Raw genomic sequence first — 14,727 nt, 5'->3', positions numbered from 1 at the left:
GCAAAAAGCATGGACGGCTCATTATGAACCAACCATGCTTTTTCATTACTATCTCATGCGCATCTGTCACTGCTTACCGGTACAAGCACATGTATAATATTTCATCATTTAATTGAAAAATGGTGTCCCGGGTGCTACTGTCCCATCATAGATCAGACCGGTTTCCGGCAGCTTCCCTGCGTTGCTATCAACCCGCATATTTGCGACCTGTTCTTTGGATAGTTTCATGTCAGCCGGAAGCTTATCATATGAATCTGAATGCCACCAGTTTCTTCCGTAATACGACTGCACTGCATACCAGCCACCTCGTTGCGCATCATATTCATACAGGACATCCTGTGTGACGGTTTTGCCGGATGCATTTGTAAATGTTTTATTCCGGACAAGAATATCCGAAGTCGGATGCTGTGCATAAGTTGCCTTCAGGTCAATACAGTTATTCTTATTGACATATCTTCCGTCCACCCATACATCCTCCATATGGTAGACGCCGTTTCCAACACCTGTATATGCACTCACATACGTATATGCCGTTCCATATCCCCAGCCCTCAGCAGCAACCTTCAGCCAATTGCCTGCGCCAATCTTTTTCTCAAATTCATCTCCGGACAACTGATTCCGATATGTCTGTAACTCATCGGTCGATTGTTTCTCATATTGATGAATTTTCCTTTCCAGTTTATCGAGGGACGAAGAAAATGCGTAATCATTCGCTCCACCGTCAAAGGTAAATAAACTTTCAATATATTTGGACATAACCGGATCCGTATTTCCGTTTCCGGCACCACCATATGATTTCGTTGTTCCGTTCCATGTTACATCGACCAGATAATGCGCCGAGCCTGACGAAACCGTACAATCCGGCTGCAACGCTTTCGCTACATTCGCCATAACGCCCGGAACTCCTACGGATGACAACACCATCGGATGAAGGTATTCCAGGAACATCATCTCATCCGCCGACTGCCACATCGAATAGTGTTCATTCAAAGACAATTCCGGGTATGGAGATGTTGCCAGCAGCGGATACGGGCGATTCGGATCCGGCTTCGATGTGTCAACGATGTTTTTCGGATAGACAGAAAGCCGCCCCAACGCTGAGTTCACACTTTGCAGATTGTCGAACAAGCCTTTTGATTTATCCGTGTAATTGTTAATCAGATAATCGGTCAGACTCTCCACCGATTTGCAGGAAACCTGAACCGGTGTATCCGTATAAACCGGCATTGTTGAATACGACACATTTCCCGAATAAGTGACTTTATAGGCACGATCAGCCTGCTGCAATGTATATGCTCCGCCATCGGAACCCGATTCAGACATCTCGAATATATATCCGCCCTTCACACGTCCGGTTTCTTTATTCTCGTATTTGACATCGAAAAATCTCCGGGTCGTCGGGATAAGATAAGCTCCTTTTCCGGCCTTATACTTACTGTTTTTATCCTCAAAACGAACATAGGAAACATCCGGATTATTCGTCTTCACATAGAAATACTCATTGAAAGGCTCCAGCAGAGGAACGATTTCATATGAATATCTGGTAACATCGTTCTTGTTTGCTCCGGTTGAGCCCGTTGAACCCGATGTTCCGTTTGAACCGGTGCTTCCGTTTGATACCGGATTTTCCGGCAAAGCAATTTCAGGCCGGTTCACAAAACCCGTTCCAACTGTAGATACGATACCTGCAACATTTCCCGGAGCCGCCCCGTTCTTTTGAACAAGAACGATCTGGATTGCCTCTAACCTTTTTGCATATCCGGCCGTTCCAGCTGCTGCTCCATTTCTTGTCCATCCAAGCCAGCCATACGACTGTGCATGTACGCGGTAATAAACATCATAGTGATTGGCAAGTTCTCCAGTAAGGTAAATCTGGATTGCCTCCAGCCGTTTTGCCTGCCCGCTTGTTCCGGACATCTCGCCATTCATTCTCCAGCGGGACTCCCAGCCATAGCTTTGTACATGTGTGCGATACACAATATTTCCCGTATATTGTTGATTGGTAAGTTTTATCTCTATACCTTCCAGGCGTTTTGCACGTCCGCTTGTACCTGCCATCACTCCGTTGTTCTTCCATCCCTGCCAGCCATAGCTTTGTACATGCGTACGATATGTAATGTTGGTCGTCTCCCGACCTCCGACATTCACATCAGAGGCGCCATTGAGCGATACGTAGTTTCTCCCATACCTGCTTACGATACCATTGACATTATTCTGAACCGTTGTTCCCCTTGCGACAACAACAATCTGAATTGCCTCCAACCGCTTAGCAAGCCCTGCTGTTCCGGCTGCCTGTCCATTTTTTGCCCAGGCAAGCCAGCCATATGACTGTGCATGCACACGATAATAAATATCGTAATTCTGTGCATTTGCACCGGTTAACTCAATTTTAATCGCTTCCAGACGCTTTGCTTCGCCCTGTGTTCCGCTCATCTCACCATTCGAAACCCACGGGAGCCAGCCATATGTCTGGCAATGTGTTGTATAACGGACCCCCAGATTATCTCCGGAGACGGTGATCCGGATTCCTTCCAGCCGTTTTGCTTTTCCGCTTGTTCCGGAGGCTTCTCCATCACGCTTCCAGGCAGATTCCCAGCCAAATGTCTGAACGTGTGATTTGTATTGTACCGAAACCCCTGCGGCTTCCACATTTTGAACCGGGGCATATGCAAATACAGACAGCACCATCACGATTGAAAGCACAAGTGCCCATACTCTTCTCTTATTCATAAATAACCCCTCCCTTGTCACCGCACGCTTACGCGGTATAGATCTTCTCTGTCACCGTATGAGATTCACCCGGTGCAAGCTCCTTGTAACCAGATTCCTCTGCTGGGATTGGCTGGTTTGGTGCATCGATGATCCATGTGCAAGGCTCTGGACAGAAGTATCCTTTGTCTCCATGATCGTTCCATACAACCCAGAATTTGAAGTCCTTACATACTTCATAGCAGATACGCTTGCCTGTTGCAGCATCCGTTGCCACTGCGCCATAGAATGGCTTGCCATCCAGACTTCCTTCCTCTGCAAAGAATACGTCATTGTCAATATCATGCAGCACTGGAACCTGTGAACCAGTCAGATACTGTCTGTCGTGATTTGTCTGTACGAGCATGTCACCTGTCGGAATGCAGGACTTTGAAAGCTCCCACTTCTCGCCAACCGGGATATACAAACGCATATCCAGACCATTTCCATCCTTTGTGAAAGGTCCGTTAATCGTTGTATGGTTGCACATACCATATGGCATCTGCTTGTCAGATGTATTTGTCATCGTAAATGCATACTCCAGACCGTCATCAGACAAAGTAAATGTGAACTCTGCCTTGAAGCTGACTGGGTATGTTTCGAAAAATTCATCGTTCTTGTCATATATGTACTCTGTCTTTGCGATTGCCTTCTTGCCGTCCACGGCTGCACTCACAAGTGTATGCTCACGCTTATGCAGGAAACCATGAATATGGTTGCCAAGCGGATCATTCAATGGAAAATGATAGGTTGCATCGCTTACCTTCAGCACGCCATTTGCAAGGCGGTTTGGAAGATACAGGGTCGGAAGTCCATACACCTCCGGGCTCTTCTTCAGATCCTCAACAGAAAGGGATTCGTCATAACGGAAAATCTCAATGTCATTTTCAACATCCTGCATACGGATGACATTACTGCCTAAAAAAGGTGCCACGATTGCTTTGTACTTTCCTGCTGTCAGTGCAACTGCCTCTTTCCCTTTATAATCAATAATCTCTGCGGAATAACTCATTGTTTTTTCCTCCTTTTCAAGACTGCACCTTTCGTGCAGTTTCACTCAAAAAATTTCATTTCAAATCACATAAAATAATAGCACATCGACCATACTATGTCTAGGAAAAAAGAACACAAGACATGCTTTTTGCGTATGATATGGATAGGCACGCATGCAACCGATTATTCACAAGTCTTTTCGAGTTTTACCATCCATTTCTCCCCCTTGCTAAGATACCACCCGCGCGGTTGCATTTTTATAAAAAGGGACCGATTTGTTTCGGTCCCTGTAATTTATTATTTGTACTTTTATAATTTGAATTTGATCTGCACTGGCTCCTTCAACGACTGTCCGCCTCTCGACTTCACATTTTTTGTGATCGTCAGGAAATAGTATTCGTTCGTCGAATACGGCTCCAGCGGTTCCACCTCGATAATCTCATTTTTCGTATCATAACGGATATAGGATCGCAGCTTTTGGTTCTGCGAATTCGTCACATACATCGTATCCTTGTTCACCGTATGCGGGTCCAGCGGAATATTGAACCGCACGCGCCACACAAAATTCCCGGTCTTAAAACGCAGATCCTGCTTGACCTTGTTCGCAAGCTGTGGTGGAATATCTTCTATATCAATCAAATTTTTTGCCATTTGCAACTCCCTCTGTCGTAATCCAATGCCGCATTTCCAGCATCCATCTTCTGTACTCACTCATGTTTTAGTTTATCACAAAGCGCATGCGCGAACAAGAATTTTGCCGCTGTCTGTCAGAATTTTGTACACGCATTTTCTTTACATCACAGATTTGTAACACTACAATAAAATTGTTACGAATTTGTTATCGTACATTTCAATATATCGTCACATTTTCCATATATTTGAATAGCGTATGCCATATATGGGAACACTGACTGCAAGTACATATTCCGTAGGAGAGCAAATCATGAAACATAAATTTCAGTTTTCCTACAAAAGACAAAAATTACTGACATTTACTTTGGTGGGAAGCAGTCTGCTCGTCTGTCTGATGAGTCAGGCACGCGAATTTCCATCGATCAAATTACCGCAAAAAGAATACAGACTAACCGGAACATCCCTGCAAAGTGTAAAGGAAATCGTTCCTTATTATGATTCCTGCAACACCGTCTACGATGATTCCCTCTATCAGGGCGAGATCGTCGTCACACAGGAAGGCACCGCTGGCAAGCAGGAAACAACTGCTTTGATCACCTATTTAAATGGACACGCTGTGTCCGAGGAGATCATCGATTCCCGCGTCATCACGCCCGCGATTGCCCGCGAGGTACATGTCGGAACAAAGGAGCGACCGGACTTTCTGATTCCGGTCGATGATTACGTCATCACTTCTTACGTCGGTCCGCGCTGGGGCAGAACGCACAACGGAATCGACCTCGCGGTCAATGTCGGCACGCCTGTCAAGAGCAGCACCGCCGGAACCGTCATACAATCCGGTTGGAACGGCGGCTACGGCATCAGTGTCTATGTGGACTGCGGCGATGGCATGGTCATCCGTTACGGACATCTGTCTGAAACTTCTGTCGAAGTCGGACAGACCGTCGCACAAGGCGATCTGCTCGGACTCTCCGGCAACACCGGAAACAGCACCGGACCACATCTGCATTTTGAAATGCGGGTGAATGATGAGGTTGTTGATCCATTGGAATACGTGAAGCTACAATAAAATGGCAGGGGGTATTTGATTGGAATAATTTAATTTTTACATTTGGGTGGGGCGGAAATTTTCATAAGAAGATATGTAACAGGATTTCCAATCACTGCTTGTCCCAACACACACCCAAGTGTATTATCAAAGATATCATCAAATTCAAACAAGCCCCGGCACAGCCAAAGCTGCAAGCCTTCAATACTTGTAGAAATCAGAATTCCAGTAACCAACGCCAGCCAAATACCTCGTTTCCGTCCACTCGCAAGCGGCAGCAATGCACCAATCGGAACAAACAACGCAATATTCAGCAGAATCTCCCAAAACAAGCTATGTGTATATCCCTCTTCAAAGGCATGATACACTACCTTCCACGACCAGAACCATTCATACTCCGCCTGCCTTGTCCCTGGCTGCCGCATAAACACAGTCGAACCAAATACAAGCATCAGATATGTCACAAGCAATAACACAGAAACCGCCCGCACCCAACGAATATGCTTGCGTAGCACTTGTATCAATAAAATGGCTGTTACTCCTATCAAAACCGAGAAAAATACAACCGCTTCAAACGCGGTCCACTCTGGATAATATTTTATAAATATCTGATTGAGATCCATATGTTTCCCCTTTCCTTGTGTAGTATAGCACAAGTTTTTATCCTCAGATATAACCTGTATTTTTTATCAAAATTACAAAACCGGACTTGACGATTCTGCATGAAATATAGCAGAAAATGCACGAAAGTGAAAAAGTATGCTCTCCTGCGCGTCAATTGTGCCACCCCCCTTGTTTTTTCTTCCACTTATGTTACGATAAATGTGTTCAAAGCAAACACCTTTGGACATCTTGGGGAGAGGATGAGTTGCTGATGTTCGGAAGCAGCTCAGATGTGTGTTTTATATAGAAATACCGTGTGGATTGGGGAATCCACACGGTATTTTGCGTTACTGTTTTAATTTGATGTGTCTTGATCTATAACTTAGTCAAATATTATTCTGACAAACCTTTATAGTAATCAATTACGTTTACAAACGGAATAACAACTTTTCCGCTGTCAAAAATATTAGATGTTATCGATTCTATTTTTCCTCTTGCAATGCTAATCAGAGCTGCAGCTCCATTTATGATTACAAGCTGTTTAAAATCTTCTTCCTCAGTATTTTTTTCTGATAGGAATGCTCCTTCTAAAGATAGTTCTAATTTAAAATTTCGATCTTCTGTCTGCTCTATCTCTACTTCAAAATCTATAGCCATTTGCGAAAAAAGGCCTTCGTCAATATTTTCAAAACTAGGCTCATTAATATTAAGACCAAAACTTCTTTTTGCCTCTTTTTGAACATTCACTATGTTATTTTCAACAGAAATCTCTTTAATCGTTGTACCAACTAACTTTATTCCTGTTGCAATTCGATTTAACTCCATTATGCAATCGCCCCCTTATCATATACAAGTCGTAAATAACCATTATCCCGTCTTTTCTTTCCTACCTTTTCGCTCTCCCATTCCACAATATTATAATCAGATTTTACACATGGTTTATCCAAACTAACAAATAATTTCAAGTTTGTCTTTTGACAAATTTCATTTAATGTTCTTATCGTGAAATTATATTCCCTACTTTCCCACTTAGAAACCATCGCCTGCGTTACGCCCATATATTCAGCAAACTTTTGTTGTGTCATGCCCATGTCAAGTCTGCATCTTTCAATCTGCGCAGAAATCTTTGCTAACTCAACAATCGTTTTTACTTCAGACTTAGAAATACCTTCTGAAACCCAATTTGACTTCTTTGCATTTGCAATCTTTTCTGCAATTCCCATTTTCATATCCTCCATCTATAATCCTTTTAAATTAACTAAACAACCACTTTAGCCTCTTTTGAGCAATTTCAATTGCTCTTTGATAATCTCCAGCATTTTTCTCTAAAAAGGCAGTAAGCAGTATTATGGTGTCATCTTCAATCGTATAAAGTACTCTTACATTTTTCCTGGATTCTGGATGTCTAATACTATATAGTTTGTCAAATCCCGTTAACTTTTCAAATTGCGGCAAATCAATCGCTCGATCTTTTTCCTGTTCTAAAACTGCCAGATCTGCAATCAACTTTTTCTGATATCTCTGCCAAGGCGCATTTTCCCTCCACGCCTCATCAACTGCTTTTCGAAACTCTTTCTTTACACTTGAAATTGTCTCTTCTAATTCTTCAATAAGTAATTGTTCTAATTCCACACCCCAAGTCTCCTCCTTCGTATTGTTATAATATAACTTATAAGTAATATTTTCAACAGTTTTTTATATTTATTATATTCAAAACTTTATTTTATATTCAATTTGATAAACTTTCTCTACTCGCCTCCTCACACTTTACCATAACAAGATTTGCCTGCGTTAACAAACTATCCTGTGACAAAGAATACATTTCTCCACATTTCCTAATAAATAAGTTTTCTGAGATATCCCATATCTATAAACAAATAAATGATTTTTCGTGTTTCTCTGAAGCCAATCAATCAACACATTTCTCCATGTTAAATCCGACTCTCCCAGCGCCAAACCATATGTACAAATCGTATCCGCAGAATTGATTATATTCACCGCCTCAACAACCCGCATCCTGTCATATTCTTCATTAAAAAAAGGTTTAACAAACGCTCTTTTTCCATTTCTTGATAGAGGATATGCTGCTTTCCATTGATTTTCATTGTCAATTCCTAACGTTGGATCATCCCCTAATTTACCATGAATATGGATTATCTGAGGTGCCCGATATGAATATTGATCAAACGCTTTCTCCATAGCATAATCAAAAACCTCTGTGTAATTAAACGAAATCGCCTGGATATTTCTACGCAGCCCTGCATCTCTTATACTCATTGTAGAATTCACATTATGAGATATTCCTTTGTAAAACCCAGAAAACGAATCCACCATCTCATCATGAATTATTTTTTCTTTTGCTTCATCATTTATCCTTTTGAAAAAAAGTTTCTGTTCTCTATCTAGATATTCTCTCATATATACAGAAAAATCCCTGACACATTCAACAAACTCTTTTTCCGTTTTTAGGGATTGCGCATAATCACACATCTCCATCTCGAAATCACCCCAACGATCTATATCCAATGATATTTCTCTTTTGAATGCCTCAATAATAGGAGATTTCGAATCTGAATTAACCATCCGAGAATCTCGTATTCATACCACAATTAAATCAAAACCATTTCCAATCAAAAATAAAGTCATTTTATCCCCCTTGTATAATCTTCAAAACTATTCAGCTCTACTATTCCCGCCGTGTATCAAACAAAAGTAACAACTACTGTGCTGCATACGACAGACAAATCATCATCACAATTTTAAATGCGAATTTTGTCTCACTTTCGTACATGGGAATTTTTCAGAGGTTCTCAACTATCGACATTTTTTCTAGAAAAAAGAATTTGCAATAAGAACGATAACTATATAGAATTCCCCTCACCCCTATAAGTCATGCTCCCACACATGTCTTATAACCATTATTCTACACAAATCTACAATTTTTTCCAGCACCACCTGCAAAATAAATTCTACCGCTTCAACCTTTCCATCCAGCGCCTCGGAAAAGAAGTCATCATCCATCAGCTTCAGTCTGTCAATCCGATTCAGATACTCTTCCTGCCTGTTCAACTCCATCTTCGCCATACACTCCTCCTGTATTGCCCCGGGGTGATGGTTCATCCATCCAACCTTGTCGACACAAAAACCATATCACAGGTGAAAATACATTGTAAAGCGTAAGTTTGGAACATTTAGGAAAAGCACGCAAGAATGCGGGGTACAGGCGAAAATAAATTTTAAAAACGTAAAAAAACCGCCGAAAGCACTACGCTCCCGACGGTCTCCCATCCCTAATCTCTCCTAAATATATCTCTCGTATACACCTTGTCCGCCACATCATCCAGACAAGCATCATACCGGTTCGCAATGATCGCCTGCGACAGATCATTGAACTGCGCCAGATCATTCACAACTCTGCCGCCAAAGAATGTGCTACCATCCTCCAAAGTCGGCTCATACACGATCACGGTTGCGCCTTTCGCCTTGATCCGCTTCATGACTCCCTAGATGGAACTCTGCCGGAAATTATCCGAATTACTTTTCATCGTCAAGCGGTACACACCAACGACAACTTCCTTTTCCTTCGAAGCATCGTAGTCTTCATTCGGTCCATACGCTCCAGCAATCTCCAGCACTCGATCCGCAATATAATCCTTCCTCGTCCGGTTTGATTCCACAATCGCTTCAATCAGGTTCTCCGGCACATCCTGATAGTTCGCCAACAACTGCTTTGTGTCCTTCGGCAGGCAATATCCTCCATAACCAAAACTTGGGTTATTGTAATGTGTGCCGATTCGCGGATCCAAACACACACCATTGATGATCTGCTGCGTATCAAAGCCCTTCATCTCCGCATATGTGTCGAGCTCGTTGAAATACGATACACGCAGTGCCAGATATGTATTTGCAAAAAGCTTGACCGCCTCTGCTTCCGTATACCCCATGATCAGCGTGTCAATATTCTCCTTGATTGCGCCTTCCTGCAACAGCCCCGCATATGTATGTGCCGCCGCAACCAGTCTCTCATCATCCATATCCGTTCCAACAATGATACGGCTTGGGTATAAATTATCATACAACGCCTTTGATTCCCGCAGAAATTCCGGACTGAAAATAATGTTTTCACAACAATATTTCTTCCGGATGGATTTCGTATATCCCACCGGAATTGTGGACTTAATTACCATACTTCTCAATATATTCATCCTGAATCGGACTTATGTGATGATTGATCTTCTCACACATACGCTTGCTCGCACCCATGACATTTGTCGGATTGACTGCTTTATCTGTACTGATCAGCACAAAACGGTCGCAGTGATTTCGGATTGCCGCAAGTGCGGTTTTATAAGTGCCAAATACGTTGTTTTTGATCGCCTCGCAAGGACTTCCCTCCATGAGTGGCACATGCTTGTGTGCCGCCGCATGGTAGACGATCTGCGGTTTATACTCTTCAAACACACGCTCGATTCTGCAGCTGTCACGTACCGATCCAATCAGTACAGTCAGATTCAGTTTCGGGAAGTTATGTCGTAATTCCTGTTCAATCTCGTATGCATTGTTCTCATATACATCAAAGATGATAAGTCGTTCCGGCCGGCTTGCCGCGATCTGTCTGCAAAGCTCACTTCCGATCGAGCCGCCTCCACCGGTTACCAGCACACGTTTGCCCTCGATATAGCCGGTTATACTAGCAAGATCTATCTTGATCGGTTCTCTTCCGAGCAGATCTTCCATAGAGATCGGCCGGAGCTTACTCAGCTTCACATCACCATCCACAATCTGGTAGATACCTGGCACGGTCTTCACAACACAATCCGTCTCGTTACATATATTAAGTATCTCCCGACGCTCATCCTTTGTTGCCGTTGGAATAGCAAAGATGATTTGATCGATCTTATGCAGCAAATATATCGTCTCTTGTTCCTGCTACCGGAACACCCTCAATAAAACGTCCATTCTTGTTCTTATTGTCATCAATAAAACATTTCACAAGCATGTTGTTGAGCTTGGATGACCGCTGGATTTCCCGCATCAGCGTCTGTCCTGCCGCACCGGCTCCAATAACCATGACATTGTCCACCTGCTTGCCATGTGCCCGGTTTCGTTCTGTGACAAAGATACGATACGAATACCGCAGTCCGATCTCACATACATATTCCAGAACAAATCCTAATATATAGTAGGAAATCGGCATACGCTGCAGGAAGATCGTGATTCCACACAGGTTGATCAGTCCTGCGATCAATGTCGCGTTCGTCATTGGCAGTAATTCACGGATGCCAAGGAACCGCCATATTCGTTTGTACATACTTGTGAGCCAGAAGACTGTCAGCGTGATAACCGTTCGAACCGGTATATATGCGATCCACGCTTCCAGATATTTGATATCAATTGCTGAGAACCGGCAGTCAAACCGCAACCACAATGCAACCGCATACGCAAAATTAACTACAATTGTATCGTACACCATAAGCATCACTGCGACAATATGCCAGTGCTGAATTTTGAACTTTTTCTCTCCCATGTTTCCCATTTCTCCCTGTCACCGGACGCCACGCCCGGAAATTTTATCTTTTGTTACCATTCATCTCCAAAAATATAGTATAGCAATTTGTGAATTGCAATAGACCTTGCAAAATTGACACTTAATCTGTCATAATTGGTATTCGTCCTTGTAAATAGGGAGTTTTCTGGCATACTTTCTGCATTTTTCGTTTGTGCAATTTGTTGCCTGAATGCGAGAATTTTTGTTGTGCTTTGACTATTTTTATTATATAATGAGGGCAGTGTTTTATGAAAGGAAGGTATTATACATGAAATTTGGTTACTTTGATGACGCAAATCGTGAGTACGTCATTACAACGCCTAGAACTCCATATCCATGGATCAACTACTTAGGCACACAGGGATTCTTCTCCTTGATTTCAAACACAGCAGGAGGATATTCCTTCTACAAAGACGCTCGTCTTAGAAGAATCACTCGTTACCGTTACAACAACGTACCTATTGATATGGGTGGCCGTTACTTCTATATTAACGAGAATGGCACCATCTGGAATCCAGGCTGGTCTCCAGTGAAGACAGAGCTGGATGCTTACGAGTGCCGTCATGGTATGGGTTACACAGTGATCACAGGTAAGAAGAACGACCTGAAGGCTGAAGTAACATTCTTCGTACCACAGAATTACGACGGAGAAGTACAGCAGGTAGTTTTGACAAATGAGAGCAACAAAGCTAAGACATTCTCCTTCTTCTCATTTGCTGAGTGGTGTCTGTGGGATGCACAGGACGACTGCACAAACTTCCAGAGAAACTTCAGTACTGGTCGTGTAGAGGTAAAGGATTCTACCATCTACCACAAGACTGAGTACAGAGACAGACGTGATCATTACGCATTCTATTCTGTAAATGACACCATCGATGGTTACGATACAGACCGTGATGCATTCATCGGTTTGTACAATGGTTTCCACAATCCACAGGCAGTTGAAGCTGGTAAGGCTAACAACTCCTTTGCAGATGGCTGGTCACCCATCGCTTCTCATTATAAAGAGATCACACTTGCTCCGGGCGAGTCTAAGACACTCATCTTCATCCTTGGTTATGTAGAGATGCCAGTTGAGGAGAAGTTCGAAGCAGATGGTAAGACTATTAATAAGGTAAAGGCTCTTGCTATGATGGACAAGTACAACACACCTGAGAAGGTTGCTGCTGGTCTTGCAGAGCTGAAGGCTACTTGGGATAATCTCCTTGGCATCTTAAATGTTGACACACCAGATGACAAGGTTAACCGTATGGTTAATATCTGGAATCAGTATCAGTGTATGGTTACATTCAACCTTTCACGTTCTGCTTCCTATTTCGAATCAGGTATCGGTCGTGGTATGGGATTCCGTGATTCAAACCAGGATATCCTCGGTTTCGTTCACCAGATTCCAGACCGTGCAAGAGAGAGAATTATTGATATCGCTTCTACTCAGCTTGAGGATGGCGGTTGCTACCATCAGTATCAGCCACTGACCAAGAAGGGTAACTCCGATATCGGTGGTGACTTCTCCGATGATCCATTGTGGATGATCCTTTCTGTTTCCGCTTACATCAAGGAGACAGGCGACTGGGGTATCCTCGATGAGATGGTTCCTTATGATAATGACGAGTCTAAGGCAAAGCCAATGCTTGATCACTTGAAGGTTTCCTTCTACAAGATCGTAAATAACCTTGGACCTCACGGACTTCCACTTGCAATGCGTGCAGACTGGAATGACTGTATCAACCTGTCATGCTACTCTGACACACCAGGTGAGAGCTTCCAGACATATACAAACCCTAAGTTCGCTGCTGAAGGCGGTTACTCTAAGGTTGCTGAGTCTGTTATGGTTGCTACACTCTTTACCTATGCAGGTCCAAACTATGTATCTATCCTGAAGCACCTCGGTAAGGATGACGAGGCAACAGCTGCTCAGGCTGAGATCGATAAGATGAAAGCAAATATCATGGAATCCGCTTGGGATGGCGACTGGTTCATCCGCGCATACGATGCAAACGGCGAGAAGATGGGTTCTAAGGAATGTGAAGAAGGTAAGATATTCATCGAGCCACAGGGCTTCGCAATCATGTCTGAGATCGGTAAGGATCAGGGCTGTGATATGAAGACACTTGCAGCCATCGATGAGAGACTGAATACAAAGCATGGTCTTGTACTGAACAACCCTGCTTATACAAAGTACTACATCCAGTACGGCGAGATCTCTACATATCCGGGCGGATACAAGGAGAACGCTGGTATCTTCACACACAACAATGCATGGATCATCTGTGCAGCAGCTTACGCTGGTCAGGGTGATCAGGCATTCAAGTATTACTCAGAGATCGCTCCTGCATTCACAGAAGAGACATCTGATATCCACAAGACTGAGCCATATGTATATGGACAGATGATCGGTGGTAAGGATGCTGGTTCTGATATCGGTCAGACAGGTAAGAACTTCGGTCAGGGTAAGAACTCATGGCTGACAGGTACTGCTGCTTGGAACATGGTAGCTATCTCCCAGTACATCCTTGGTGTACAGCCTGACTTCGACGGTTTGAAGATTGATCCTTCTATCCCTTCTGCTTGGGATGGTTTGAAGGCTTCCCGTCAGTTCCGTGGCGACACATATGATATCGAGGTTAAGAACCCAGATCACGTATGCAAGGGTGTTAAGAGCATGACTGTTGATGGCAAGGCAATCGACGGAAATGTAATCCCTGTTGCTGGTGATGGCAAGGCTCACAAGGTTGAGGTTGTTCTTGGTTAATTGATAACTAACGAAACAATTCACAGGTAAAAATAGCAGCGGCTGCACGATGTGCAGCCGCTGTTTTTGTATGCAGTCACCACATAAAAAAGGCACCACCCGTTGGGTGATGCCCTCATATGTAGAAATTCGGTTCTAAGTCTCGATTAGTCCTCGATACCGTTGTTCTTAAGGTAATTAACAACATCCTCTACAGTTGCCATAGCAGCTACGTCATCTGCAGGGATCTCACAACCATACTCCTCTTCCAAAGCCATAACAAGCTCATAAAGATCCAAAGAATCTGCGCCAAGATCATCCTTGAAAGATGTTGAGAGTTCGATTTCGCTCTCGTCAACGCTAAGCTGGTCTGCAATAATTTCCTTTAACTTTTCTAACATACTATTAGTCTCCTTTTACATT

At 43.2% G+C, this 14,727-nt stretch carries 14 protein-coding genes and 1 pseudogene; 2 read left to right on the top strand and 13 right to left on the bottom strand.

Translation table 11 applies throughout. From position 1 onward, the window contains the following. Positions 1–108 precede the first annotated feature (108 nt). The 3 genes from H9Q76_RS00705 to H9Q76_RS00695 all read right to left on the bottom strand — a co-directional run bounded on the left by H9Q76_RS00705 (position 109) and on the right by H9Q76_RS00695 (position 4,392). Complete coding sequence (locus H9Q76_RS00705) at positions 109–2,730, bottom strand: hypothetical protein (RefSeq protein WP_249321356.1); 2,622 nt, start codon at positions 2,728–2,730, stop codon at positions 109–111. A 28-nt stretch (positions 2,731–2,758) separates the two neighbouring features. After that, positions 2,759–3,760 (bottom strand): aldose 1-epimerase, encoded by a 1,002-nt coding sequence (locus H9Q76_RS00700; RefSeq protein WP_021984892.1) that lies wholly within the window; start codon positions 3,758–3,760, stop codon positions 2,759–2,761. Between the two features lie 290 nt (positions 3,761–4,050). Beyond that, complete coding sequence (locus H9Q76_RS00695; protein ID WP_021984893.1) at positions 4,051–4,392, bottom strand: Ig-like domain-containing protein; 342 nt, start codon at positions 4,390–4,392, stop codon at positions 4,051–4,053. A gap of 292 nt (positions 4,393–4,684) precedes the next feature. On the opposite strand from H9Q76_RS00695, the gene H9Q76_RS00690 reads away from it, so the two are divergent. Continuing rightward, positions 4,685–5,443, top strand: coding sequence for a M23 family metallopeptidase (locus tag H9Q76_RS00690; protein ID WP_181985530.1), 759 nt, complete (start codon positions 4,685–4,687; stop codon positions 5,441–5,443). 29 nt (positions 5,444–5,472) lie between these two features. Here H9Q76_RS00690 and H9Q76_RS00685 read toward each other — a convergent pair whose 3' ends face one another. The 9 genes and pseudogenes from H9Q76_RS00685 to H9Q76_RS00645 form a co-directional block, all read right to left on the bottom strand. Beyond that, on the bottom strand, positions 5,473–6,045 hold the full coding sequence (locus tag H9Q76_RS00685) for a VanZ family protein (RefSeq protein WP_249321355.1): 573 nt from the start codon (positions 6,043–6,045) through the stop codon (positions 5,473–5,475). A 373-nt stretch (positions 6,046–6,418) separates the two neighbouring features. Next, positions 6,419–6,850: a protein-export chaperone SecB gene (locus tag H9Q76_RS00680; protein WP_117780869.1), complete on the bottom strand. Its 432-nt coding sequence runs from the start codon at positions 6,848–6,850 to the stop codon at positions 6,419–6,421. Next, on the bottom strand, positions 6,850–7,248 hold the full coding sequence (locus tag H9Q76_RS00675) for a helix-turn-helix domain-containing protein (protein WP_021984897.1): 399 nt from the start codon (positions 7,246–7,248) through the stop codon (positions 6,850–6,852). The genes H9Q76_RS00680 and H9Q76_RS00675 overlap by 1 nt, the downstream gene beginning before the upstream one ends. 31 nt (positions 7,249–7,279) lie before the next feature. Then, positions 7,280–7,657 carry a type II toxin-antitoxin system RelE/ParE family toxin gene (locus tag H9Q76_RS00670; RefSeq protein ID WP_021984898.1) on the bottom strand — a complete coding sequence of 126 codons (378 nt, stop codon included), beginning with the start codon at positions 7,655–7,657 and terminating at the stop codon, positions 7,280–7,282. 159 nt (positions 7,658–7,816) lie between these two features. Next, positions 7,817–8,608 carry an AbiH family protein gene (locus H9Q76_RS00665; RefSeq protein ID WP_021984900.1) on the bottom strand — a complete coding sequence of 264 codons (792 nt, stop codon included), beginning with the start codon at positions 8,606–8,608 and terminating at the stop codon, positions 7,817–7,819. Between the two features lie 300 nt (positions 8,609–8,908). Next, positions 8,909–9,109 carry a hypothetical protein gene (locus H9Q76_RS00660; protein ID WP_021984901.1) on the bottom strand — a complete coding sequence of 67 codons (201 nt, stop codon included), beginning with the start codon at positions 9,107–9,109 and terminating at the stop codon, positions 8,909–8,911. 206 nt (positions 9,110–9,315) lie between these two features. After that, a pseudogene (locus tag H9Q76_RS00655) lies at positions 9,316–10,212 on the bottom strand (nucleotide sugar dehydrogenase); the annotation flags it as partial. After that, complete coding sequence (locus tag H9Q76_RS00650) at positions 10,202–10,762, bottom strand: polysaccharide biosynthesis protein (RefSeq protein WP_249321875.1); 561 nt, start codon at positions 10,760–10,762, stop codon at positions 10,202–10,204. The gene H9Q76_RS00650 and the pseudogene H9Q76_RS00655, both read right to left, overlap by 11 nt. A 160-nt stretch (positions 10,763–10,922) precedes the next feature. Further along, positions 10,923–11,552 carry a nucleoside-diphosphate sugar epimerase/dehydratase gene (locus H9Q76_RS00645; protein ID WP_182428846.1) on the bottom strand — a complete coding sequence of 210 codons (630 nt, stop codon included), beginning with the start codon at positions 11,550–11,552 and terminating at the stop codon, positions 10,923–10,925. 289 nt (positions 11,553–11,841) lie between these two features. Between H9Q76_RS00645 and H9Q76_RS00640 the strand changes: the two genes are divergently transcribed. Further along, complete coding sequence (locus tag H9Q76_RS00640; protein WP_118374234.1) at positions 11,842–14,325, top strand: GH36-type glycosyl hydrolase domain-containing protein; 2,484 nt, start codon at positions 11,842–11,844, stop codon at positions 14,323–14,325. Between the two features lie 146 nt (positions 14,326–14,471). On the opposite strand, the gene acpP is transcribed toward H9Q76_RS00640, so the two are convergent. After that, positions 14,472–14,705: an acyl carrier protein gene (gene acpP, locus H9Q76_RS00635; protein WP_021984907.1), complete on the bottom strand. Its 234-nt coding sequence runs from the start codon at positions 14,703–14,705 to the stop codon at positions 14,472–14,474. Positions 14,706–14,727 lie beyond the last annotated feature (22 nt).

The organism is Wujia chipingensis (genome assembly GCF_014337155.1).
Classification (GTDB): Bacteria; Bacillota; Clostridia; order Lachnospirales; family Lachnospiraceae; genus Coprococcus_C; species Coprococcus_C hominis.
Note: the sequence above shows the minus strand (reverse complement) of the source record. Positions and strands in the feature narration are given on the sequence as shown.

Excerpts from the sequence above, each read along its gene's own strand:
- H9Q76_RS00705 (WP_249321356.1), bottom strand. The coding sequence starts at position 2,730 with ATGAATAAGAGAAGAGTATGGGCACTTGTGCTTTCAATCGTGATGGTG.
- H9Q76_RS00700 (WP_021984892.1), bottom strand. The coding sequence starts at position 3,760 with ATGAGTTATTCCGCAGAGATTATTGATTATAAAGGGAAAGAGGCAGTT.
- H9Q76_RS00695 (WP_021984893.1), bottom strand. The coding sequence starts at position 4,392 with ATGGCAAAAAATTTGATTGATATAGAAGATATTCCACCACAGCTTGCG.
- H9Q76_RS00690 (WP_181985530.1), top strand. The coding sequence starts at position 4,685 with ATGAAACATAAATTTCAGTTTTCCTACAAAAGACAAAAATTACTGACA.
- H9Q76_RS00685 (WP_249321355.1), bottom strand. The coding sequence starts at position 6,045 with ATGGATCTCAATCAGATATTTATAAAATATTATCCAGAGTGGACCGCG.
- H9Q76_RS00680 (WP_117780869.1), bottom strand. The coding sequence starts at position 6,850 with ATGGAGTTAAATCGAATTGCAACAGGAATAAAGTTAGTTGGTACAACG.
- H9Q76_RS00675 (WP_021984897.1), bottom strand. The coding sequence starts at position 7,248 with ATGGGAATTGCAGAAAAGATTGCAAATGCAAAGAAGTCAAATTGGGTT.
- H9Q76_RS00665 (WP_021984900.1), bottom strand. The coding sequence starts at position 8,608 with ATGGTTAATTCAGATTCGAAATCTCCTATTATTGAGGCATTCAAAAGA.
- H9Q76_RS00660 (WP_021984901.1), bottom strand. The coding sequence starts at position 9,109 with ATGGCGAAGATGGAGTTGAACAGGCAGGAAGAGTATCTGAATCGGATT.
- H9Q76_RS00650 (WP_249321875.1), bottom strand. The coding sequence starts at position 10,762 with ATGGAAGATCTGCTCGGAAGAGAACCGATCAAGATAGATCTTGCTAGT.
- H9Q76_RS00645 (WP_182428846.1), bottom strand. The coding sequence starts at position 11,552 with ATGGGAGAGAAAAAGTTCAAAATTCAGCACTGGCATATTGTCGCAGTG.
- H9Q76_RS00640 (WP_118374234.1), top strand. The coding sequence starts at position 11,842 with ATGAAATTTGGTTACTTTGATGACGCAAATCGTGAGTACGTCATTACA.
- acpP (WP_021984907.1), bottom strand. The coding sequence starts at position 14,705 with ATGTTAGAAAAGTTAAAGGAAATTATTGCAGACCAGCTTAGCGTTGAC.